Origin of the sequence: Nonomuraea sp. NPDC050540 (assembly GCF_044457485.1) — a bacterium.
In the GTDB taxonomy this organism is placed as follows: domain Bacteria; phylum Actinomycetota; class Actinomycetes; order Streptosporangiales; family Streptosporangiaceae; genus Nonomuraea.
This window is the reverse complement of record NZ_JBITHA010000022.1, coordinates 43,021-68,302: the sequence shown is the minus strand read 5'-3', so window position 1 is coordinate 68,302 and position 25,282 is coordinate 43,021. Positions and strand designations below refer to the sequence as shown.

At 74.3% G+C, this 25,282-nt stretch carries 7 protein-coding genes; all 7 read left to right on the top strand.

All coding sequences use genetic code 11. From position 1 onward, the window contains the following. The first annotated feature begins 1 nt into the window (after position 1). Genes ACIBI5_RS46780 through ACIBI5_RS46750 form a run of 7 tightly spaced genes read left to right on the top strand, consistent with a single transcriptional unit; the run spans position 2 to position 25,282 of the window. Positions 2 to 5,011 (top strand): amino acid adenylation domain-containing protein, encoded by a 5,010-nt coding sequence (locus tag ACIBI5_RS46780; RefSeq protein WP_397257146.1) that lies wholly within the window; start codon positions 2 to 4, stop codon positions 5,009 to 5,011. Beyond that, complete coding sequence (locus tag ACIBI5_RS46775; protein WP_397257145.1) at positions 5,008 to 10,512, top strand: SDR family NAD(P)-dependent oxidoreductase; 5,505 nt, start codon at positions 5,008 to 5,010, stop codon at positions 10,510 to 10,512. The genes ACIBI5_RS46780 and ACIBI5_RS46775 overlap by 4 nt, the downstream gene beginning before the upstream one ends. 1 nt (position 10,513) lies before the next feature. After that, positions 10,514 to 10,705: an MbtH family protein gene (locus ACIBI5_RS46770; protein WP_397257143.1), complete on the top strand. Its 192-nt coding sequence runs from the start codon at positions 10,514 to 10,516 to the stop codon at positions 10,703 to 10,705. Positions 10,706 to 10,718: 13 nt separating this feature from the next. After that, complete coding sequence (locus tag ACIBI5_RS46765; RefSeq protein ID WP_397257142.1) at positions 10,719 to 13,802, top strand: amino acid adenylation domain-containing protein; 3,084 nt, start codon at positions 10,719 to 10,721, stop codon at positions 13,800 to 13,802. Then, on the top strand, positions 13,799 to 20,170 hold the full coding sequence (locus ACIBI5_RS46760) for an amino acid adenylation domain-containing protein (protein ID WP_397257140.1): 6,372 nt from the start codon (positions 13,799 to 13,801) through the stop codon (positions 20,168 to 20,170). Before ACIBI5_RS46765 ends, ACIBI5_RS46760 begins: the two co-directional genes overlap by 4 nt. Next, complete coding sequence (locus tag ACIBI5_RS46755; protein WP_397257138.1) at positions 20,167 to 24,033, top strand: amino acid adenylation domain-containing protein; 3,867 nt, start codon at positions 20,167 to 20,169, stop codon at positions 24,031 to 24,033. Before ACIBI5_RS46760 ends, ACIBI5_RS46755 begins: the two co-directional genes overlap by 4 nt. Next, positions 24,011 to 25,282: an MFS transporter gene (locus ACIBI5_RS46750; RefSeq protein ID WP_397257137.1), complete on the top strand. Its 1,272-nt coding sequence runs from the start codon at positions 24,011 to 24,013 to the stop codon at positions 25,280 to 25,282. The genes ACIBI5_RS46755 and ACIBI5_RS46750 overlap by 23 nt, the downstream gene beginning before the upstream one ends.

Here is a 25,282-nt window from a genome sequence, read left to right as displayed (position 1 = left end):
AGTGACCGACAGGACGCTTCTTCACGACCTCGTCCTGGCGCAGGCCGGGCGTACTCCCGACGCGACGGCCGTGCGGCAGGGTGATCGCGATCTGACCTACCGCGAGCTGGTCTCCGCGGCGGCGGCGCTGGCCCACCGGCTGCGCGAGCTCGGAGCCGGGCCCGAGGTGCGGATCGGCATCTGCCATCGCCGTACTCCCGACCTGCTGGTCTGCGTGCTCGGCGTCCTCATGTCCGGTGGCGCGTACGTGCCTCTGGATCCTTCGCACCCGCGCCGGCGCCTGTCCGGGATCGTCGAGGACGCCGGGATCACCACGGTCGTCGCGGACGGGACGGGCGCCGAGCTGCTGGCCGGACTCCCCGTCCGGCTGGAGGCGGTGCCCCGGCCCGGCGGCGGCGAGCCGCCCGCGCGGGTCACGCCGTCGGGCGCGGCGGCCTATGTGCTCTACACCTCGGGCTCCACGGGACGGCCCAAGGGCGTGGTGGTGAGCCATGACTCGGCGGTGTCCTTCGTGCGGATGGCGGGCGAGGTGTTCGGGCTCGACGCCGGGTGCCGGTCGATCGGATTCGCCGCGCTCGGGTTCGACGTGTCGGTGCTCGACGTCTTCGCCCCGCTGGCGCGCGGCGGGTCGGTGATGTTCATCCCCGAGGAGGACCGGGTCGATCCGGTACGGCTCCAGCGCTTCCTCGAACGCCACCAGGTGACCTGGGGCACCATCCCGCCCGCCCTGCTCCCGCTGCTGGAGCCGGACCGGCTGCCCTGGTTACGCGACCTGCTCACCGCGGGCGAACCGGCCGGACCCGAGCAGGTGGCCCGCTGGTCGACGGGCGGGCGGCGCTTCTTCAACTGGTACGGCCCCACCGAGACCACCGTGTGCGTGGTCGGCACCGAACTGGACGGCGTCTGGGACAGGCCCCTGCCGATCGGGTACGCGCTGCCCGGCTGCCGGGCCTACATCCTCGACGACCTGCTCCGGCCCTGCCCGCCCGGCACGCCGGGTGAGCTGTGCATCGGCGGCCCGCAACTGGCCCGCGGCTACCTGGACCGGCCCGGACTGTCGGCCGATCGGTTCGTGCCCGACCCGCAAGGCGAGCCCGGGGCACGCATGTACCGCACCGGCGACCAGGTCGTGCTGGAGGACGACGGCCGCATCGGCTTCATCGGCCGGCTGGACCGGCAGGTCAAGGTCCAGGGCCAGCGCGTCGAGATCGGCGAGATCGAGACGGTGCTGCGCGCCCATCCCGGCGTACGGCAGGCGGTGGCGGACGTGGCGACCGGCCCGGCGGGGCTGAAGGAGCTGACCGCCTACCTGGCGCCCGAGGACGCGCCGGGCATCGAGGACGTGCGGGCCCACTGCCTGGAGAGCATGCCCGCGTACATGGTGCCCACCAGGGTGGTCCGGCTGGCCGTACTGCCGCTGACGGTCGCCGGGAAGATCGACATGGCGGCCCTGCGCGCGACGGCCCCGGTGAGCGGCGCGCCGCGCGAGGCCGGACGGGAGCGGCCCGAGGCGAACGTGACCGAGCGGGGTGTCGCCGCGGCCTGGGCCGAGGCGTTCGGGACCGGGGAGCCGGGGCCGGACGACGACTTCATCGCCTCCGGCGGGCACTCCCTGGTGGCGATGCGCCTGACCGCGCTGCTGCGTACCGGGCTCGGCAAGGAGATCGAGGTCAGCGACGTGCTCGCGGGCCGTACCGTGACCGGGATCGCCCGTCTGGTGGAACTCGCGCCACCGGTGCGTGACGAGCCGCTCGCCGCGGCGCCGGCCGCGCTGTCGGCGGTGCAGCGGCGGATGTGGTTCGTGGAACGGCTGGCGCCCGGCACGCCCGCGCACAACATCGCCATGGCGCAGCGCCTGTCCGGACCGCTGGACGCCGACGCCCTGCGCGCCGCCCTGGCGACCGTGGCCGAGCGGCACGAGGTGCTGAGATGGCGCGTGCCGCAGTCGGACGGGGTTCCCGCCGTCGCGGTGTCGCCGCCCGGACCCGTGCCGCTGCCGGTGGAGGACGTCACGGAGGCGCAGGTGACCGAACGGCTTGAGGCCGAAGCCCGGCTCACCTTCGACATGGCGGCGGGACCGCTGTGGCGGGCCCGGCTGCTGCGCCTGTCCGATCGGGAACACGTGCTGGCCGTCACGGCGCACCACCTGGTCTTCGACGGCTGGTCGCAGCGGGTGCTCTACGACGACCTCAGCCGCGCCTACCGCCGTGAGTCACCCGAGCCGCTGCGCACGACGTTCGGCGGGTACGTGGCCTACCTCGGCGGGCGTGACCAGGAGGCGGGCCTGGAGTGGTGGCGGAACCACCTGGAAGGCGCGCCCAGCGTGCTCGACCTGCCCCGCGACCATCCGCGCCCGGCCGTGCAGACGTTCGAGGGCGCGGGGGCCGCCGCCGAGGCCGACGCCGCCGTCAGCGCCGGGGTCCGCACGCTGGCCGCCGGTCTGGGCAGCACGCCGTACGCGGTGATGCTGGCGGCGTTCGCGCAGGTCCTGCGGCGTCTCACCGGCCGGCACGACCTGGTCGTCGGCGCGCCCGTCGCCGACCGGCGCGACCCGGCCTTCCACCCGCTGACCGGCTGCTTGGTCCAGGTTCTTCCGGTACGGCTGCGCGTCGATGACGCCGGCTCCTTCGAGACGCACGTGCGGCGCTGCCAGGAGACGCTGTCCGGCGCACTCGCCCATCTCGACGTGCACCTGGAGCGGCTGGTCGACCGGCTCGGGCCCGGCCGCGACCTGTCCAGGAACCCGCTGGTCCAGGTGCTGTTCAACATGTACGACTTCACCGAGCCGCGGCTGGAGCTGCCCGGCGTCACGGCCGTCCCGCTGCCGCCCGGACTGCCGGGCGCGCTGTTCGATTTGACCCTGTACGTCGGAGAACGGGACGGGCGGTACGTGCTGCAGGCCGTGTACAACCCGCGGCTGTTCCGTGCGGAGCGGATCGAGGAACTGCTCGCGGGCTACCTCCGCATCCTCGGCGACCTCGTCACCGCTCCCGGGCAGCCGGTCCGGCAGGCGTCGCTCCGTCCCGCGCACCCGCCCGGCGGCCGCACGAGCCTGCCGGACGGCACCGCCCCGCTCCCCGCCTGGGACGGACCCGGGGTGGTGGAACGCGTCCTCGCGTGGGCCGACGACGATCACGTACCGGACGCTCCCGGACAGGCGGACGACGATCACGCACGGGCGGACGGCGCACGGGTCGCGGTCGCCGGTGAGGATGGCGAGCTGACCTTTGCCGGCCTGGTCCGCCTCGCGACGTCGACCGGCGGGGCCGTGTCCGCGGCCGTGCGTCCGGGCGACACGGTGGCGATCCTGGCCGCCCGCGCGGTCGAGCTGCCCGCCCTGATGCTCGGCGTCCTGGGCGCCGGAGCCCGCTGGGCCGTGCTCGACTCCGCCCTGCCGCCCGCCCGCCTCGCGGCCCAGGCCCGCTCGGCGGGAGCCCGCGCGCTGATCGCCTGCCCCGGCGTGCCCGTCCCGTCCGACCTGGCCTGGCTTCCCACCCTGACCCGGCTTCCCGGCCCGACCGAGCCCCCCGACCCGACCGAACGTCCCGACCCGACCGAACGTGCCGGACCGGCCGGGGCCATGCCGTCGTTCCCCGTGCCGTTCGAGCAGCGCGGCTACCTGTCGTTCACCTCCGGCACCACCGGCGAGCCCAAGCCGGTGCGGGCCGCCGAACGCCCGCTGGCCCGCTTCCTGTCCTGGTACGCGGCCGAGTTCGAGCTGACCTCCGCCGACCGGTTCGCGTTGCTGGCCGGGCTGGCGCACGACCCGCTGCTCCGGGACGCCTGGACGCCGCTGACCCTGGGGGCGACGCTGCACGTGCCCGCCCAGGACCGGGTGCGCGACCCGGCCCGGCTGGCGGCCTGGCTGCGCGAGCGGGCCGTCACGGTCGCGCACCTGACCCCGCAGCTCGCCACCCTGATCGCCGCGGCCGGGGTGGAGCTGCCCGACCTGCGGCTGGTGCTGTTCGGCGGGGACCGGCTGACCTACGCGGAGGTGGCCAGGTTCGCGGCGGTGGCGCCGAAGGCCCGCCTGGTCAACACCTACGGCACGACCGAGACGCCCCAGGCGCAGGCCGTCCACGAGATCACCGGCCGGCCGGGCGGCACGGGCGACCCGGTGCCGATCGGCAGCGGCGTGGACGGGGCGGAGCTGCTCGTGCTGGACGCCGGCGGGGCCCCGGCCGCCGTGGGGGAACTGGGCGAGGTGGTGGTCAGGAGCCGCCGGCTGGCGCGGGCGTACCTGGACGAGGAGCTCACCCGGCTGCGCTTCAGCCGCGAGCAGGACGGCGAGACGGCCCGCTACCGGACCGGCGACCTGGGCCGCCATGACCCGGAGGGCCGCGTGGTGCTGGCTGGGCGGGCCGACGGGCAGGTGAAGATCCGCGGGTACCGGGTCGAGCTCGGCGAGATCGAGGCCGTGCTGGCCGCCCATCCCGGGGTCCGGGCGGCCGCCGCGAAGGTGGCCGAGCAGCCCGGCGGGCCGGTGCTGCACGCCTACGCGGTGCCGGCGAGCGCGGCCGTACAGGCCGGTGAGTTGCACCGGCATCTCGCGGCGAGCCTGCCCGACTACGCGCTCCCGGCCGAGCTGGTGCTCCTGCCGGTGCTGCCGCTGACGCCGAACGGCAAGGTGGACAGGGCCGCCCTTCCCGCCCCTCCCCCGCGAGCCGCGGCCGGGCCCGGCCAGGAGCCCGCCTCCGCGACCGAGCGCCTGGTCGCCGGCATCTGGCGGGAGGTCCTCGGCCAGCCGCGGGTCTCCGCCGACGCGAACTTCTTCGAGATCGGCGGGCACTCGCTCGCCACCGCTCAGGTTCAGGCCCGCCTCACCGCCTCACTCGGGCGCGAGGTGCCGATCGTGGACCTGTTCCGCTTCCCGACCGTACGGACGCTCGCGGCACACCTGGACGGCGAGCAACGCACCGCAGGAACGGAGCGCGCCGCCATGCGGGTCGCGGCGCGCCGGGCACGACCCTCAACTCGGCCCCACCGGGCCAGACGGGAGAGTAACGAATGACCGCTGCGCACAACCACGAGGAAGAGGGGCTCGGCGTCGAGCCGATCGCGGTCGTCGGCCTGGCCTGCCGTCTGCCCGGCGCCGAGGACGTGCCCGCCTACTGGCGCAACCTGGTCGGAGGCGTCGAGTCGGTGCGCTTCTACACGCGGGAGGAGCAGGAGGCGCTCGGCGTACCGGACTATCTGCTGGACGATCCGACGTTCGTGGCGGCGTCCTCGATCGCGGACGACTACCGGGCCCTGGACGCCGCCCTCTTCGGCATGTCCCCGCGCGAGGCGGAACTGCGTGACCCGCAGCAGCGCATGTTCCTGGAGCTGGCCAGCAGCGCGCTGGACGACGCCGGCTACGATCCCGCCCGCTATCCCGGCGAGATCGGGGTCTACGGCGCGATCGGCTCGGACGAGTATCAATGGCTGTACATCCGGCCGAACAAGAAGGTGTTCGCCTCGGTCGGCAACCTCGCCGTCTACACCGGCAACCACCCCGACTACCTGGCCACGCTGGTGTCGTACAAGCTCGACCTGCGCGGCCCCAGCCTGACCCTGCACACCGCCTGCTCCTCCTCGCTCGTCGCCCTGCACGTGGCGTGCGAGGCGCTGCGCACCGGCGAGTGCGACATGGCGCTCACCGGCGGCGCCTCCCTGGAGATGCCCGCCGAGTGGGGGTATCAGTTCCACCAGGACGGCATCTACGCCCCTGACGGGCACTGCCGCGCCTTCGACGCCTCCGCGGCGGGCACGATCTGGGGCGGTGGCGGCGGCATCGCCGTGCTGAAGCGGCTGTCGGACGCCGTCGCCGACGGCGACCACATCCGCGCCGTGGTGATCGGCAACGCGATCAACAACGACGGCGCCACCAAGATGGGCTTCTCGGCGCCGAGCGCCGAGGGCCAGGCGGCCGCGGTCTCGCAGGCGCTGGGCGTCGCCCAGATCGACCCGCGCACCGTCACCTACGTCGAGGCGCACGGCACCGGCACCTCGCTGGGCGACCCGATCGAGGTGGGCGCCCTGTCCAGCGTGCTCGGCGCCGGCACCGACGAGGCGGGCTGGTGCGGCATCGGCTCGGTCAAGACCAACATCGGCCACCTCGGCCCCGCCGCCGGCATCGCGGGCTTCATCAAGACCGTGCTCGCGCTGGAGCACGGCATGATCCCGCCGAGCCTCAACTACGACAAGCCGAACCCGCGCATCGACTTCGGCACCAACCCCTTCCACGTCGTCTCGACGCTGACCAAGTGGGAGACGAACGGCTTCCCTCGCCGCGCCGGCGTCAGCTCGTTCGGCATCGGCGGCACCAACGCGCACGTCCTGGTCGAGCAGGCGCCGCCCGCGCCCCTGCCCACCGCCCAGCCGCGACCCGCCCACCTGCTGCTGTTGTCGGCGCGCACCCCGGCCGCGCTGGACGCGGCCGTGACCAGGCTGGCCGGCCACCTCAAGGGCAGCGAGGCCGACCTGGCCGACGTGGCCCACACGCTGCGGACGGGCCGGCGGCGGTACGCGCACCGGGCCGCCGTGGTGGCCGGCGACGCCGCCGACGCGATCACGGCGCTGTCCACCCCGCGCCGCGTGGTCAAGGGCAAGGCGGGCACGCCCAAGGTCGCGTGGCTGTTCTCCGGCCAGGGCGCGCAGTACGCGGGCATGGGCGCCGGGCTCTACAGCACCCAGCCGGTCTTCGCCGCCGCGGTCGACGAGTGCGCCGCGATCCTGCGCGACGAGCTGGGCCTGGACCTGCGCACGCTGCTCTTCCCCGCCGAGGAGGAGAAGGAGGCCGCCGACGAGCGGCTGCGGCAGACGGGGCTCACCCAGCCAGCGCTGTTCACGGTGGAGTGGGCGCTGGCCGCCCTGTGGCGCTCGTGGGGCGTGGAGCCCGCCGCGATGATCGGGCACAGCATCGGCGAGTACGTGGCCGCGACCGTCGCGGGCGTCTTCTCCCTGCCCGACGCGCTGCGCCTGGTGGCCACCCGGGGCCGGCTCATGCAGAGCATGCCGCCGGGCGCGATGCTCGCCCTGCGCCGCGACCAGGAAGAGGTACGCGGGGACCTGCCCGACGGCCTGTCGATCGCCACCGTCAACGGCCCGGGAACGTGCGTCGTCGCCGGACCCGGCGAGTTGATCGCCGCCTACGCCGCCCGGCTGGAGGAGAGCGGCGTCCAGCACACCGCGCTGCGCACCTCGCACGCCTTCCACTCGGCGATGATGGACCCGATACTCGGCGACTTCCACGAGGCCGTCGCCGCCGCGGCCCGGCACGCGCCCGGCCTGCCCTTCCTGTCGAACGTCACCGGCACCTGGATCACCGCCGAGCAGGCCACCGACCCCGGCTACTGGACGCGGCACCTGCGCGAGGCGGTCCGGTTCGGCGACTGCGTGGCGACGCTGGTCGCCGAGGGCGAGTGGCGGCTGGTGGAGTGCGGTCCCGGACGCCAGCTCGCCGGCCTGGCCAGGACCCAGCTGCCCAAGTCCGCGCCGCAGCCGCTGGCCAGCCTCCCCGGCCCCGCCGACGCCCGGCCCGACCTGGAGATCGTCTACGCCGCGGCCGGCGCCCTGTGGACGGCGGGGGTCCCGCTGGACACCGACGCCCTGGCCGAGCCCGCGCGCCGCGTCCCGCTTCCCGCCTACCCGTACGAGCGCGCCGAGCACTGGGTGCGCACCGCGTTCGACCCGGAGCTCGTCTTCACCCGGCCGCCGCGGGCGGGAGCGCTCCCGCTGGAGGAGTGGTTCTCGGCGCCGGCCTGGCGTCAGGCGCCCCTGGCCCCCGCCGGGACCGCCGCGCTGGCCGGCCTGCGCTGCCTGGTCTTCGCGGGCCCCGCCGCCGAGCCGCTGCTTGACGGGCTGCGCGCGGCCGGCGCCGACGCCGTGCGGGTGGTCCCCGGCAGCGCGTACGGCACCGCACCCGACGGCACCGTCACCGTCCGCCCCGCCGAACGCGACGACTACGAGGCGCTGCTCACCGAGACCGGCGTACCGGCCCGCGTCATCCACGCCTGGACGCTCGACGGCGAGCCGGCGACCACGGCCGCGCGGGCCACCGCCGCCCAGGACCTCGGCTTCCACAGCCTGCTCGCCCTCGTGCAGGCGCTGGCCGGCGCCGAGCGCGAGGCGGGGGTGCGGCTCGACATCCTGACCGCCGGCACGCAGGGCGTCACCGGCCAGGACGTCCACCGGCCCGAGCACGCCACCGTCGCCGGCATCACCGGCGTCGTCCCGCTGGAGGCCCGCTGGCTGACGGCCCGCCATCTCGACCTGGAGGCCGGGCCGTACGAGGTGGGGCCGTACGAGGTGGGGAAGGTGCTGGCGGAGCTGGCCACCGAGCCCGCGGAGCCGGAGGAGGGCGTGCCGCCGTCCCCCGTCGTGCTGCGTGCCGGCCGCCGCTGGGTGCGCGGTTTCGAGCAGGTGCCGCTGCCCCCGCAGGACGACCCGCTGCGCCGGCACGGCGTGTACGTCATCACCGGCGGGCTCGGCGGCATCGGCCTCACGCTGGCCGAGGACCTGGCCCGGCGCGTCCAGGCCAGGCTGGTGCTGCTCGGACGTTCCGGGCTGCCGCCCCGTGCGGAGTGGGACACGCTCGACGGCGCGCCGGAGCGGGTGCGGCGGGCCGTGGCCGCGGTGCTGCGCATGGAGCGGGCGGGCGCCGAGGTGATCGTGCTGGCCGCCGACGTGACCGACCCCGGGTCGCTGCGCCGGGCCAAGGACGAGGCGCTCGGCAGGTTCGGCCGCGTCGACGGCATCGTGCACGCGGCCGGCGTCCCCGGCGGCGGCATGGCCGAGGTCAAGGAGCGCGAGGCCGCCGACGACGTCATGGCGCCCAAGGTCGCCGGGACGCTGGCGCTGCGCGAGGTGTTCGGCGACCTGCCGCTCGACTTCGTCCTGCTCTGCTCGTCGGTGACCGCCGTCGCGGGCGGGTTCGGCCAGGTCGACTACTGCGCGGCCAACAACTTCATGGACGCCTACGCGCACGTCTGGCCCGGCCGGGTTCTGTCGGTGAACTGGGGGGCCTGGCTGGAGGTCGGCATGGCCGCCGAGGTCGCCGCCCCGGTGGCCTTCCGCGCCCTGCAGCGCGGCGACCGGGTGACCCGGCTGGAGCACCCCGTCCTCAGCCATCGGCACGAGAGCGCCGGCCGCCAGCCCTGGTACGCCGCGACCCTGTCGCCCGAGACGCACTGGCTCCTGGACGAGCACCGGGTGGCCGGGGTGCCGGTCATGCCCGGCACCGGCTACCTGGAGAGCGCCCGCGCCGCGTTCGAGGCGGCCGTGCCGCCCCCGGGTCCGGGGCACGCGATCGAGCTGCGCGACGTCGCCTTCATCGCGCCGCTGCCGGTCGCCGAGGGGTCCAGCGCCGAACTGCGGGTGCTGCTCACCCCCACCGGCGACGGCATGGACTTCGAGGTGGTCAGCATCGCCGGCGGCGAGCCGGCCCAGCACGCCAGAGGCTCGGCGGCCTGGGTGGCGGCCGGGGAGAGCGCCGGTGACCTGGCCGAGGTCCGCTCCCGCTGCGTCCACGGCTCCGACGAGGCCAACCCGTTCGCCTCGGCCTCCGGGCTGGTCACGTTCGGCTCGCGGTGGACCAGCCTGCGCACCGTACGGCTGGGCCAGAACGAGCAGCTCGCCCACCTGGAGGCCGGTCCCGGCGTCGCCGCCGAACTGGCCGCCCTGCCGCTGCACCCGGCGCTGCTGGACGAGGCGACCGCGTTCATCTCCGTCTCCGGCGAGCACAGCTACCTGCCGCTCGGCTACGGCCGCATCACCGTGCACGCCCCGTTGCCCGCCACGCTGTGGAGCCACGCCCGGCTGCGCGACACCGGCGGCGGCGAGGTGCTCGCCGCCGACCTCACCCTGTACGGCGAGGCCGGCGAGCCGGTGGTGAGCATCTCCGACTTCGTGCTCAGGCGCGTCGACCCGGAGGCGGTGTCCCGCTCCGTCGGCGAGGACGCGAAGCAGGCGGCCGAGGACGTGACGGTGAAGGAGGAGTCCGCGACCGCGGGCGTCGCCCTGGACCTCGACGGCGCCAAGCGCGGCATCCCGCCGGCGGACGGCGCCGAGGCGTTCCGCCGCCTGCTCGCCGCCGACCTGGGCGTCCAGGTCGTGGTCAACGCCACGGCGCTGCCCGAGTTCGTGGCCGGGGTACGCGAGCTGACCCAGGACACCGTCGCCGACGAGCTGGCCGCGGCCTCCGCCGCCGGCGAGGCCGGCCTGGACTCCGACGATCACGTCGCCCCGCGCAACGAGCTGGAGAGCGTGCTCGCCGGGCTGTGGGGCGAGGTGCTCGGCGCCCGCCGCGTCAGCGTCGAGCAGGACTTCTTCGAGCTGGGCGGCAACTCGCTGGTGGCGGTCCAGCTCATCGCCCTCATCAGGAAGAAGATCGGCGTCCGGCTGCCCATGCGCAGCCTCTTCCAGGTGCCCACCGTGGCCGGCATGGCCGGGCTCGTGGAGGAACTGCGCGGCCAGGGCGAGGAGAAGAAGCCGGCGACGATCACCCGGCTCCCCCGAGTGGAAAGGCACTGACATGCGCGACGGCCAGTACAAGGTCGTGGTCAACGACGAGGAGCAGTACTCCATCTGGTTCGCCGAGCGGCCCCTGCCGCGCGGCTGGCGGGAGGCCGGCTTCGAAGGGGCGAAGCAGAGCTGCCTCGACCACATCGAGCAGGTCTGGACCGACATGCGCCCGCGCAGCCTGCGCGAGGCCATGGGGCAGTAGAGGAGCGGCCCAGGTGACCGGCACGTACGTTTTCCCCGCCTCGTTCGCCCAGGAACGGTTGTGGTTCCTGGCCCAGCTCGATCCCGGCGCGCCCACGTATCACATCAACGCCATCATGAAGCTGCCCGAGCGGACCGATCCGGACCGTTGCGAGCGGATTCTGGGCGAGCTGGTCCAGCGGCACGAGGCGCTGCGCACCGCCCTGGCGATCGAGGACGGGAGCCTCGTCCAGATCGTCCAGGTCGACATGCCGGTCACGCTGCCCCGTACCGATCTGCGTGGGCTGCCGCCGGAGGAGGCCGAGCGCGAGTTCGGCGCGCTGGCGGTGGCGACGGCGCGGCAGCCGTTCACACTGGACCGGGCGCCGTTGTGGCGCTCGCACCTGGTGCTCATGCCGGACGGGGAGCAACGGCTGATCTCCGTGTTCCACCACGCCGTGTTCGACGCCCGCTCGGGAACCATCCTCGGCGAGGAGATCCGGGAGCTGTGCGCGGCCCTCGACGAGGGCCGTCCGGCGCGGCTGCCGGACCTGCCCGTCCAGTACGCCGACTACGCCGCCTGGCAGCGCGAGCACCTCGGACAGGGGGTGCTCGCCGCCCAGCTCGATCACTGGCGGGACCGGCTGGCCGGGCTGCCCGCCGATCTCGGGCTGCCGGCCGACCGGCCCAGGCCGCCGGTGCGCGGGCACGCGGGGGCCGAGCATCATCTGGTGCTGCCCGCCGCCCTGGTGGACGAGCTCGAAGCGCTGGCCAAGCGGCGCGGCGCGACCCTGTTCATGGTGCTGCTGGCCGCGCTGAAGGCCCTGCTCTCCCGGTACGCGGGCCAGGAGGACGTGGCGGTGGGCACGCCGGTGGCCGGGCGCGACCTGCCGGAGTTCGAGCCGGTGCTCGGCGTGTTCATCAACACCCTGGTGCTGCGCGGCGACCTGAGCGGGGACCCGTCGTTCGGCACGCTGCTGGAGCGGGTGCGCGAGACCGTCCTCGACGCGCTGGACCACGCCGAGGTGCCGTTCGACCGGCTGGTCGAGGCGCTCCAGCCGGTCCGTGACACCAGCCGCACACCGCTCTACCAGGTGGGCTTCAACCTGCTGCCGATGAGCGCGCGCGGGCAGTTCCCGAACGGCACCGCCCAGCTGGACCTGAACCTGGACATCGTCAGGACGGCCGACGGCGCCGGCGTCTACTTCGAGTACAGCACCGACCTGTTCGACCCCGGCACGATCGAGCGCCTGGCCGGCTCCTACCGGCTGATCCTGGAGGCGGCCGCCGCCGAGCCCGGCACGCGGCTGTCGCAGCTGCCGCTGATGACGCCCGCTCAGCGGACCGAGCTGCTGACCGGGTGGAACGACACCGCCGCGCCGTACCCGGACAAGACCCTGCACGAGCTCGTCGGCGAGCAGGCGGCGCGTACGCCCGGCGCGGTGGCGGTGCGCGCGCCGGACGGTGAGGAGCTCACCTACGCCGAGCTCGACGACCGCACGGAAGCGCTGGCCGGGCGGCTGGTGGCGGAAGGCGTTCGGGTCGAGTCGCGGGTGGCGCTGTGCCTGCCGCGTGGCGTGCGCCAGGTCGTCGCGCTGCTCGCGGTGCTGCGGGCGGGCGCGTGTTATGTGCCGCTGGACGCGGCGTACCCGGTGGAACGGCTGGCGTATCTGCTGGCCGACTCCGGCGCCGCCCTGCTGCTCACGGACTCCGCCCACCTCGACCGGCTGCCGGCGCAGCGTCCCCCGGAGCTGCTGCTCGACCAGGTCTCCGGGAGCGCCGGGCCGCTGCCGCCGGTGCGGCCGGACCATCTGGCGTACACGATCTACACCTCCGGCTCCACCGGCCGCCCCAAAGGCGTGCAGGTGCCGCATCGCGGCGTGGTCAACCTGGTCACCGAGGTGATCCGGCGGCTGGGCGGCGGCAGCGCGCTGTACATGACCTCGCTCTCGTTCGACATCGCGGCGCTGGAGATCTTCACGCCGCTGCTGTCCGGTGGGACGCTCGTGATCGCTCCCGAGGACGCCGCCCGCACGCCCAAGGAGCTCCGCCGGGCGGCCGAGGACGCGGACCTGGTCCAGCTCACGCCGTCGGTGGCGAGCCTGGCGGTCGAGCACCTGCCGTCCGGGCTCCCCCGCGTGATCCTCGGCGGCGAGCCGCTGCCCCTCGGCCTGGCCGCGCGCCTGCTCACGGTCACCGACGAGCTGTGGAACTTCTACGGGCCCACGGAGACGACGATCTGGTCGACGGCGTACCGGGTGCCGCACTCCCCCGCCACGATGCTCATCGGCGCGCCGGTGGCCAACACGAGCGCGTACGTGGTCGACCGCGACCTGCGTCCGGTCCCGGTGGGCGTGCCGGGTGAGCTGCTGCTCGGCGGCGCCGGAGTGACCCGCGGCTACCACGGCCGGGCCGCGCTGACCGCCGAACGCTTCGTGCCCGACCCCTTCGGCCCGCCCGGCGGCCGCCTCTACCGCACCGGCGACCTGGCCCGCCGGCGCCCCGACGGAACCCTCGAATGCCTCGGCCGTCTCGACGACCAGGTGAAGGTGCGCGGCGTGCGCATCGAACTCGACGAGGTCGCCGCCGTCCTCGGCGAACACCCCACCGTACGACGAGCCGTCATAGCCGTACGCGACGACGCCCCCGGCGGACGCGGCCTCGTCGCCTACACCACCGGCACCACCCAAGAAACAGAACTCCGCGCACACCTGCGCGCCCGCCTGCCCGACGCCATGATCCCCACCGCCTTCGTCACCGTCACCGACCTCCCCGTCCTGCCCAGCGGCAAACTCAACCGCGCCGCCCTCCCCCCACCCCAAAACACCACCACCACCACGTTCACCCCACCGCGCACCCCGATGGAGGAGGGCATCGCCAGGATCTGGGCCGAGTTGCTCGGCCGCGAGCGCGTCGGGATGACCGACGACTTCTTCGCCCTGGGCGGCCACTCACTGCTGGTGGTCCGCCTCATCGGCCGGATCGACGAGGAGTTCGGCGTGGAGCTGCCGCTGCGGCGCTGCTTCGACGCCACGACCGTCGAGGAGCAGGCGCTCGCGGTGCTCGAAGAGGGACTCACGGATGCCGACCTGCTGGATCTCCTGGAGGAGGAGCAGTGAGCGACGGGAACGGGGTACGCGCGCGGCTGGCCGGGCTCAGCCCGGAACGGCGCGCCGCGCTGGAGGCCCGCCTCGCCCGCACCCGGGCGGCGGACAAGGGGGCGTCGTCCATCCCGCCCCGCCCGGCCTCGGACGCCGGGGCCCTGTCGGCCGCCCAGCGCCGCCTGTGGGTGGTCGACCAGCTCGACCCGGGCAACCCCGCCTACACCTTGTCGTGGGCGTACCGGATCGAGGGCGACCTGGACGCCGCCGCGCTGGCCAAGGCGTTCGACGCGCTCGTGGACCGGCATCCGATCCTCGGCCACGTGATCGAGACCCGCGACGGCGAGCCCCGCCAGGCTCCCGGCCATCTCCGCCCCGCGTTGAGCGTCGAGACGATGCCGGCCGGGGAGGCCGACGCCGTCGCCCGCGAAGAGGCCCGCTTCGCCTTCGACCTGAGCGCCGGACCGCTGACCAGGGCCCGCCTGGTGCGCGTGGCGCCTCGGGAACACCGTCTGTTCCTGACCCTGCACCACATCCTGGCCGACCGCTGGTCGGTGGAGATCCTGTTCGGCGACCTCTTCCGGCTCTACTCCGGTGAACCGATGCCCGAGCGGCCGGTGGAGTACGCCGACTACGTGGCCTGGCAGCAGGGCCGGCCGTCCGGGGAAGGCGACCTGGACTACTGGCGCAAGGCCCTCGACGACCTGCCCGACGTGCTCGACCTGCCGGCCGACCGGCCGCGCCCGCCCATGCAGTCGAACCGGGGCCGCCGCCTGGTGTTCGAGCTGGACGACACCCTGGCCACCGGGTTGCGCGAGCTGGCCGCCGGGCAGCGCGCCACCCCGTTCATGGTCCTCGTCGCCGCGCTGCAGGCGCTGCTCGCCCGCTACACCGGCCGGGCCGACATCCCGGTCGGCACGCCGATGTCGGCCCGGCCGCATCCCTCCCTGGACCAGACCGTCGGGCTGTTCCTGAACACGGTGGTGCTGCGCGGCGACCTGTCCGGCGACCCTGACTTCGCCGAGCTGGTACGGCGGACCAAGGAGCGGACGCTGGCCGCGTTCGAGCATGCGGGCCTGCCGTTCGAGACGCTGGTGGAGGAACTTTCCAGCGGGCGGGACCTGTCCCGCAACCCGTTCTTCCAGGTGATGCTCGCCTACCAGAACGTGCCGCAGGCGCCGCCCGGCGGTCCGCGCGGGCTGCGCCTGGAGCGGCTGGGCGTGCGCTCCGGGACCGCCATGTTCGATCTGGACTTCATCGTGGAGGAGCGCGCGGACGGGTCGCTGGTGTGCGTGCTCGACTACGCCACCGATCTGTTCGACGAGGACCGCGCGCGGCGCCTGACCACGCATCTGCGCACCTTGCTGGGGGCGGCGGTCGCCGATCCCGGCCTGCGGCTGTCGGAGCTGCCGCTCATGGACGCGGCCGAGCTCGGGAACACCCTGCGCGCCTGGAACGAGACCGCGCGGCCGTACCCGGAAGGCGGCATCCACCACCTGGTGGCCGAGCAGGCCGCCCGCACCCCCGAGGCCACCGCGGTCGAGGGCCGGGACGGCGTCTCGCTGACCTACGCCGAGCTGGAGTCGCGCGCGGACGACCTGGCCGCGGAACTGCGGGCGCTCGGCGTCGGCCGCGAGGACAGGGTCGCCGTCTGCCTGCCCCGGCACCCGGACGTGGTGGTGGCGTTGCTGGGCGTGCTCAAGTCCGGCGGCAGCTTCGTCCCCATGGATCCCGGCTACCCGCCCGAACGGCAGCGGCAGATCCTCGACGACTCCGGCGCCGCCCTGACGGTCACCGTCACCTCGCTCAGGGACAGTCTGCCGGCGGCCGCGCGCGTGCTCCTGCTCGACGAGGGCATCGGGAGGGCCGCTCCCGTGGCGGAGCCCGCGTTCCATCCGGACCAGTGCGCGTACCTGATCTACACCTCCGGCTCCACCGGCCGGCCCAAAGGCGTGGTGGTGCCGCACAGGGGTCTGGTCAATCTGCTCTGCGACCTGCGCGAAAGCCCCGGCCTGGCGCCCGGCGCGCGCTACCTGTTCCTGACGTCGGTGTCGTTCGACATCTCGATGGCCGAGATCTTCGGACCGCTGGTCAGCGGCGGCACGGTCGTCGTCGGCTCGGTCACCGCCATCGAAGACGTCCACGAACTCCTCCGGAACGGCGACCTGCACACCGTCCAGGCCACTCCCTCCGTGCTGGAGGGGTTGCTGCCCGCGCTGGCCCACCGGGTCCCGCGGGTGGTCAGCTCGGGCGAGGCGCTTCCCGGCCCGCTGGCCGCGCGCCTGCTCACCGTCACCGACGAGCTGTGGGACCTGTACGGCCCGACCGAGACCACCGTGTGGTCCACCAGGCTCCACGTCACCGACGGCAGGGGCGGCTCGATCGGCCGCCCGGTCGCCAACACCACGACCTATGTGGTGGACGACGATCTGCGTCCGGTCCCGGTGGGCGTGCCGGGTGAGCTGCTGCTCGGCGGCGCCGGGGTGACCCGCGGCTACCACGGCCGGGCCGCGCTGACCGCCGAGCGCTTCGTGCCCGACCCCTTCGGCCCGCCCGGCGGCCGCCTCTACCGCACCGGCGACCTGGCCCGCTGGCGCCCCGACGGAACCCTCGAATGCCTCGGCCGTCTCGACGACCAGGTGAAGGTGCGCGGCGTGCGCATCGAACTCGACGAGGTCGCCGCCGTCCTCAGCGAACACCCCACCGTACGACGAGCCGTCATAGCCGTACGCGACGACGCCCCCGGCGGACGCGGCCTCGTCGCCTACACCACCGGCACCACCCAAGAAACAGAACTCCGCGCACACCTGCGCGCCCGCCTGCCCGACGCCATGATCCCCACCGCCTTCGTCACCGTCACCGACCTCCCCGTCCTGCCCAGCGGCAAACTCAACCGCGCCGCCCTCCCCCCACCCCAAAACACCACCACCACCACGTTCACCCCACCGCGCACCCCCGCGGAACACGTCCTGCACGCCCTCTGGAGCGAACTGCTTGACCGCGGCGACTTCGGCGTCGAGGACGACTTCTTCACCCTGGGCGGCCACTCCCTGCTGGCCATGCGCCTGGTGGTCAGGCTCAGGGAGGCCCACGGCGCGGACGTGACGCTGCGCCGCTGCTTCGCGACCCCGACGATCGCGGGCCTGGCCCCGCTCCTCCCCTCCGGCGGGGCCGTCACCGGAGGCATCCCCCTCGCCGGGCAGGCCGTCGCGCGGCCCTCCCACGCGCAGGCCCGCCTCTGGTTCCTCGACCAGCTGGACCCCGGCAACCCCGCCTACAACGTCGCCTGGGCCGAGCGGCTGACCGGACCGCTGGACGTGGCCGCGCTGAGCGCCGCCTTCGACGACCTGGTGGCCAGGCACGAGGCCCTGCGCCTGGTCATCGTGGCCGACGACGGCGAACCCGCCCTGCGCGAGGGCGCCCGGAGGGCGCGGCTGACCGTGCGAGAAGGTCCTGACGTGGGGCTGGAGGAGGCGCGTCACCGCTTCGACCTGGCCGAAGGTCCGCTGGCGCGGGCCGCCCTGGTACGGCGCGGCCCGGCCGAGCACGAGCTGTACCTCACCCTGCACCACGTCATCACCGACCGGTGGAGCCTGTCGATCCTGCTGCGCGACCTGATGGAGCTCTACCGCGCACGGGTCACCGGCGCCCCGGCCGAGCTGCCCGCGCTCAGGGCCGGCTACCGGGACTTCGCCGCCTGGCATCGGGCGCGGGTCTCCGGGCGGGCGGCCGGCCTGGCGTACTGGAAGGACGCGCTCGCCGGCCTGCCCGCCTCCCTGGACCTGCCGGCCGACCGGCACCGTCACGGGCCGGCGAGCATGGCCGGGCGGCGGCTGACGTTCCCGATCGACGCCGCGACGACGGCGGCGGTGCACGCGCTGGCGCTGGAACGGCAGGCGACGCCGTTCATGGTGCTGCTGGCCGCGCTCCAGGCGGTGCTGGCCCGCTACACCGGACGGGCCGACATCCCGGTCGGCACCCCGGTCTCCGGCCGCGCGCATCCGGACGTGGAGGAGATGGCCGGGCTGTTCCTGAACACGCTCGTGCTGCGCGGCGACCTGTCCGGCGAACCGAGCTTCGCCGAACTGCTCGCGCGCACCCGCGAACGCGTCCTGGACGGGCACGAGCACGCCGAGCTGCCGTTCGAGGTGCTGGTGCAGGAGCTGGCCCAGGACCGTGACCTGGCCCGCAACCCGCTGTTCCAGGTGATGCTGGCCTACCAGAACGTGCCTCCCGCGCCGCCGGACGTGGCGGGGCTGGCCCTGCGCACCCTGAACATCGATCCGGGGGTGACGCAGGCGGACCTGCACCTGGTGATCGAGGAGGGCGGCGACCGGCTCACCGGAGTGCTGCACTACGCGACGGACCTGTTCGAGCACGACCGGATGGAGCGCTTCGCCGACCACTTCCGCGCTTTCCTGACGGCCGCGGTGGCCGAGCCGGAGCGGCCGGTCGCCGACCTGCCCCTGCTCACCCCGGCCGAGCTCGACGCCGTTCACCAGGCCAACGACACCGGCACGCCCGTCGCGGACGGCACGCTGCCGGAGCTGGTGGCCGCGCAGGCGGTCCGTTCGCCGCACGCGCCCGCGCTGGGATACGAGGCTCCGGACGGAACCCGGGCCTGGCTCACCTACGCCGAGTTTACCGGCCGGGTGAACCGCCTGGCCAGGCGGCTGCGCGCGCTCGGGGCCGGGCCGGGCCAGGTCGTCGGGGTGTGCCTGGAGCGTGGGGCGGACCTGGTCGTCGCCGTGCACGCGGTGGTCGCCACCGGGGCGGCGTACCTGCCGCTGGAGCCCGACCACCCGGCCGAGCGCCTGGCGGGCATGATGGCCGACGCGGGCGCCCGGCTGGCCGTCTCCGCCGAACGTTTCGCCGATCTCGTCACCGATCCCGCTACCGGTCTCGGCGGCGTGGCGGCGGTGCTGCTCGATCGCGACGCCGGGGCCGTCGCCGCGGAGGACGGCGGGCCGCTCGGGATCCGGCCGCACCCGGACTCGCTCGCGTACGTGCTCTTCACCTCCGGTTCCACCGGCCGGCCCAAGGGCGTGGGGATCTCGCACCGGGCGATCGTGAACCGGCTGGACTGGATGCAGGACGCCTTCCGGCTGACCGGGGACGACCGGGTGCTGCACAAGACGCCCTTCTCGTTCGACGTGTCGGTGTGGGAACTGTTCTGGCCGCTGCTGACCGGGGCGGGGCTGGTCGTCGCGCGGCCCGGCGGGCAGGCCGACCCCGCCCACCTGGCCGCTCTGATGGCCGGCGAGTCGGTCACGACCGTGCATTTCGTACCGTCGATGCTCGACTTCTTCCTGGCCGAGCCCGAGCTGGAGGCGCGGCTCGGCGCGCTGCGCACCGTGGTGTGCTCGGGGGAGGCGCTCGGCGCCGACCTGGCCGCCCGCTTCGCCGCCGCGCTGCCCGCCGCCGGCCTGCACAACCTGTACGGGCCGACCGAGGCGGCGGTGGACGTGTCGTGGCACGTGTGCCGCGCGGGCGAGGGCACGATCCCGATCGGGCGGCCGGTGGCCAACACCCGGCTGGAGATCCTCGACGCCCGCATGAACCGCGTGCCCGTCGGCATCCCGGGCGCGCTGTGGATCGGCGGCGTGCAACTCGCCCGGGGGTACGCGGCCCGTCCCGCGCTGACCGCCGAGCGCTTCGTCCCCGACCCGTACGGTCCCCCGGGCGGCCGCCTGTACGACACCGGCGACCTGGCCCGATGGCGCCCCGACGGCGAGATCGAGTACCTCGGCAGGTCCGACCACCAGGTCAAGATCCGCGGCATGCGGGTCGAACCGGGCGAGATCGAGGCGGCCCTGGCGGCCCTGCCCGGCGTGCGCGCCGCGGCCGTGCGCGCCATCGAGGACGGCGCAGGGCTGCGCCTGGCCGGATACGTGGTCCCGGTCACGGAGGAGGCGGCGGGCACCTGGGAGCGCCTGCTGCGCGACACCCTGCCCGACCACATGATCCCCCGGACCTGGACCGTCCTCGCCGAACTGCCGCTCAACCGCAGCGGCAAGCTCGACAGGAACGCCCTGCCCGATCCCCGGGCCCCCGAGACCGCCGCGCACGCCGAGCCGGAGGGGCCGGCCGAACGGGCCGTCGCCGCCGCCTGGCAGGGAGTGCTCGGGCTGGAGCGGGTCTCGGCCCACGACAACTTCTTCGCCGTAGGCGGCGACTCCATCCGCAGCCTCAAGGTGGTCTCCCGCCTGCGTGAGGCCGGTTACGCGGTCCGGCTGGAGCAACTCTTCCTCCACCAGACCGTCAGAGATCTGGCCGGACGGCTCCTGCCCGCACCGGCGGCCGAACCACCCGAGGCGCCCGAGACGCCGTTCGGCCTGCTCAATCCCGAGGACCTGGCACGACTGCTGGAAGGCGAGGCGCGATGACCGTGACGACGGGAGCCGCACGCGGCCTGGAGGACGCCTATCCTCTGGCCGCGCTGCAGGCGGGAATGCTCTACCACAGCGCGTACGAGCCGGATGCGGCCACCTACCACGACCTGACCACGATCACCTTGCGCGGCCGGTTCGACGCCGGGGCGTTCGAGGGGGCGCTGGCCGAGGTGACCGCCCGGCATCCCGTCCTGCGCACCTCGATCGACGTGAGCGGGTTCAGCGAGCCGTTGCAGCTCGTGCACCGTACGGCCACGCTGCCGCTGGAGGTGACGGACCTGTCGGGCGATCCGGCGGCCGCCGGGCGGCTGGCCGCGTGGTCGGAGGCGGAGAAGCGGCGGCCGTTCGACTGGGCCTCGCCGCCGCTGGCCCGCGCGCACGTGCATGTGCTGCCCGGTGAGCTGTTCGCGTTCAGCCTGAGCTTCCACCACGCCATCCTCGACGGGTGGAGCGTGGCGTCCCTGGTCACCGAGCTGCTCCAGCGCTACCACGGGCAACTGAGCGGTGAACGGCTGCCGCTCACCCCGCCCGCCGCGGCCTTCCGCGAACTGGTGGCCGCCGAGCGCGCCGCGGTGGCCGCGCCCGAGACGCGCGGCTTCTGGCACGCCCAGGTGGCCGGCGCCCCCGACACCCGGCTGCCCCGCCTGCCCGGCGAGCACGGCGAGCCGGGGGCGGAGGAACTGCGGCTGCCGCTGGCGGCGGAACTGCTGGAACGGCTCGGCGCGGCGGCCAGAGAGCTGGCGGTGCCGTTGCGCACCCTGCTGCTCGCCGCCCACCTGCGCGTGCTCGCCCTGCTCACCGGCGAGAACGAGGTGATGACCGGCCTGGTCACCCACAGCCGTCCGGAGAGCGAGGCCGGTGAGGAGGTCCTCGGCCTGTTCCTCAACACCGTGCCGCTGCGCCTGGACGTGAACGCCCCGACCTGGGCGGAGCTGGCGCGCGGGGTGTTCGACGCGGAGGTGGCGCTGCTGCCGCACCGGCGGTATCCGCTGTTCGAGATCCAGCGGGCGGCGGGCCGTTCCCCGCTGCTGGACGTGTTGTTCGACTTCCGCGACTTCCACGTCTACCGCGAGCTGCCCGGGATCGAGATCGTCGGCCAGGAGTTCTTCGAGCAGACCGACGTGCCGTTCGCGGCCGCGTTCAGCCGCTCGCGTGAGCACGGCGGATTCGACCTGACCCTCACCTATGACCGGGCCCAGTTCGGCGCTGAGCAGATCGGGCGGATCGGTGAGTTCTATCTCATCGCGCTGGACCAGGCCGCCGATCCCGCCGCCGATCCGCGACCCGCCGATCCCTACCTCTCCCTCGACGCCGCCGCCATCGACGGGTGGAACGGCACAGCACGGCCGTACCCGGGCGGGGTGCTCCATGAGCTGATCGGGGAGCAGGCCGCGCGCACGCCCGGCGCGCCCGCCGTCGGCTACGACGGGGCGTGGATCACCTACGGCGAGCTGGCCGGGCGGGCGGATGCCGTCACGGCCCGGCTGCTCGCCGCCGGTACGCGGCCGGGCGACGTCGTGGGCGTCTGCCTCGAACGCGGGCCCGACCTGCTGCCCGCGCTGCTCGGAGTGCTCGGCGCCGGGGCCGCCTACCTGCCGCTGGAGCCCGATCTGCCGCCGGAGCGGCTGGCGTACATGATCGAGGACGCGCGGGCGCGCACGGTGCTGACCGGTCCGGCGGGAACGTCCTCGCTACCGGACGGCGTCGCCCTCCCGCTCGACGGGCCCGTCCCCGCCCTCGCCTCCGCGCCGCCGCGCGTGCATCCCGACGCGCTGGCGTACGTGATCTTCACCTCCGGCTCCACCGGCCGGCCCAAGGGGGTCGGCGTCTCCCACCGGGCGATCGTCAACCGGCTGCGGTGGATGCAGGAGGCGTTCGGGCTGGGCGCGGACGAGAGGGTGCTGCACAAGACGCCGCTGTCGTTCGACGTCTCGGTGTGGGAACTGTTCTGGCCGCTCATGGTCGGCGCCGGGCTGGTGGTCGCCGAGCCTGGCGCCCACCGCGACAGTGCCCGCCTGGCCGCCTTCGACGTCACCACCATGCATTTCGTGCCGTCCATGCTGGAGCTGTTCCTCGACGAGCCCGCCCTGCCGGCGCTGCGCCGCCTCATCTGCTCCGGCGAGGCGCTCGGGGCCGAGCTCGCCGCGCGCTGCCACGAGCGCCTCCCCCAGACCGAGCTGCACAATCTGTACGGCCCCACGGAGGCGGCCGTCGACGTCACCTGGCATCCCTGCGAGCCGGGCGAACGGCTGGTGCCCATCGGCCGGCCCGTCGCCAACACCCGCCTGGAGGTCCTCGGCGCCGACGGCCACCGGGTCCCCGTCGGCACCCCGGGCGAGCTGTGCCTGGGCGGCGTCCAGCTCGCCCGCGGCTACGTCAACCGGCCGGAGCTCACCGCCGAACGGTTCGTCCCCGACCCGTACGGCCCGCCTGGCGAACGCCTGTACCGCACCGGCGACGTGGCCCGCTGGCTGCCCACCGGCGAGGTCCAGTACCTCGGCAGGACCGACTTCCAGGTCAAGATCCGCGGCCAGCGGGTGGAGCTCGGCGAGATCGAGGGGCTGCTGGCCGCCGATCCGGCCGTACGCGCCGCCGTCGTCGTGCTGCGCGGCGAACGGCTGGTCGGCTACGTCGTCCCCGAGGGCGGCGACCTGCCCGATCTCACCCCGGCGCTGCGCGAGAAGCTGCCCGAGCACATGGTCCCGGCCACCTGGGTACGCCTCGACGCGCTGCCGGTCACCGCCAACGGCAAGCTCGACCGTGCCGCCCTGCCGGAGCCCGGTGACGCCGGGCGGGCGCCGTACATGCCGCCGCGCGACCCGTTCGAGGCCAAGCTGGGCACGCTGTGGGAGGAGACGCTCGGCGTCGACGACGTCGGCGTGCACGACGACTTCTTCGCCCTCGGCGGCCACTCGCTGCTGGCCCTGCGCCTGACCATGCGGCTGCGCAAGGAGCTGGGCCGCGACGTGCCGCTGTCGACCGTGCTCACCGCGCCGACCGTCGCCCAGCTCGCCGTCGAGCTGCGCCGTCCCCAGGACAACGACGGCGCCCCCGAACGGATCGTGCCGCTGCGGCCCACCGGCGAGCGCGACCCGATCTTCCTGTTCCACGCACTGGGCGGCCAGGTCTTCCGCTACCTGCCGCTGACCCGCCACCTCGGCTCCGACCAGCCCGTCTACGCCATCCAGGCGGCAGGCCTGTCCCCCGGCGAGGAGCCGCACGCCACGCTGGCGGAGATGGTCGACGACTACACCGCCCACCTGCTCAAGCTCCGGCCGCACGGCCCGTACGTGCTGGGCGGGTACTGCATCGGCGGCAACATCGCCCTGGAGACCGCCCGCCGGCTGCGGGAGATGGGCGAGGAGGTGCCGCTCCTCGTCCTGTTCTACTCCGACGCCGGCGAGCCGGTGCTGCGCGCCTCGCTCGAGGACGACGCCGTCCTGCTCACCCACGCCCTCGCCGGCGGCAAGGTGCAGGTCGACCTCGACGACCTGCACCGGATGAGCCCGGACGAGCGGCTGCTGGCCGTGATCGACGCCGCCGCCCGCGCCGACACCCTGCAGCCCGACACCGCCGACCTGCGCCAGGCCCGCCGCTTCGTCGACGTCTTCCGCGCCAACGCGCACGCCGTCGGCCACTTCCGGCACGCCCCCTACGACGGGGACGTCCTGTTGTTCTCGCCCGCCGCCGAGGGCGTCCCGCCCGACGACATGGGATGGAGCGACGTCGTCACCGGCCGCCTGCGCATCTCGCCCATCCACGGCGAGCGTTTCACCGTCATGTACGAGCCCCGGGTCGCCCTGGCGGCCGCCGAATTGAGGAGCAGCATCGACCATGGCATCACCCCCCACGACTGAGCCGCCCGCGACGCTGTGGAAGAACCGCGACTTCCTCAAGCTATGGAGCGGCGAGAGCCTGTCACTGGTCGGCTCCCAGGTGACGGTGCTCGCCATGCCGATCGTCGCGTACCTGTGGCTGCACGCCTCCGTCGCCGAGATGGGCGTGCTCGGCGCGCTGTCCAGGCTGCCCATGGTGCTGTTCTTCGTCGTGGGCGTCTGGGTGGACCGGATGCGGCGCCGTCCCGTGCTCATCTGGAGCGACGTCATCCGCGCGCTCATGCTGGCGACCGTGCCGGTGCTGTTCGTCATGGACATGCTGACGCTGTGGTGGCTGTACGTGGTCGTGCTCGTGATGGGCGTGTTCGGGGTGCTCTTCGAGATCGCCTACCGGTCGTACCTGCCGGTGCTGGTGGCCCCCGAGCACCTCGGTGACGGCAACAGCAAGCTGCAGCTCAGCGACTCGGTCTCCAAGGCGGTCGGGCCCAGCCTGGCCGGGTTCCTCATCGCCACCCGCTCGGCGCCGCTGGTCATCCTGGTGGACGCGATCAGTTACGTCCTGTCGGCGCTCTGCCTGATCTCCATCCGCAAGCGCGAGGACCCGCCGCCGCCCGACGAGGGCGGCAGCATGATCGCGGCCATCCGCGCGGGGTTCGGATGGGTGATGAGCCACCCGGTCGTCCGCCCGCTGGCCATCGCCAGCGCGGTCTACTCCTTCTTCGACATCGGCATCCTGCAGACGCTCTACATCCCGTACGTGATCGACGGGGCCGGGGTGCCCGCCGGTTGGGTCGGGGCCGTGCTGGCCGTCGGCGGGGTCGGGGCGGTGGCCGGAGCGTGGTTGTCGGTGCGGCTCATGAAGGGGGCGGGGCCTGGGCCCACCATGTTCTGGTCCACGGTGATCGGCAACAGCGCGCTGATCCTGGTGCCGCTGGCCGGGGGGCCGGTGTGGCTGGCGATCGCGATGCTGGCGTTCTCGCAGCTGCTGGTCGGGTTGTGCACGCAGGTGTTCGTGGTCAACAACATCACCGTGCTGCAGTCGGCCACGCCCCGGGAGCTCATGGGACGGGTCATCGCGACCATCTGGGCGATGGGGCTGGTGCCCGCGCCGCTGGGCGCGCTGGTGGCCGGGTTCCTCGGCCAGGCCGTGGGGATGCGGCCGGTGGTGCTGGTGGCGGCGGTGATCGGCGCGGTCGTGCCGATGATCGTGCTGGCGATGTCGCCGATCCCCCGGATGCGCGAACTCCCCCAGGCACCGGCCACGGCCTGA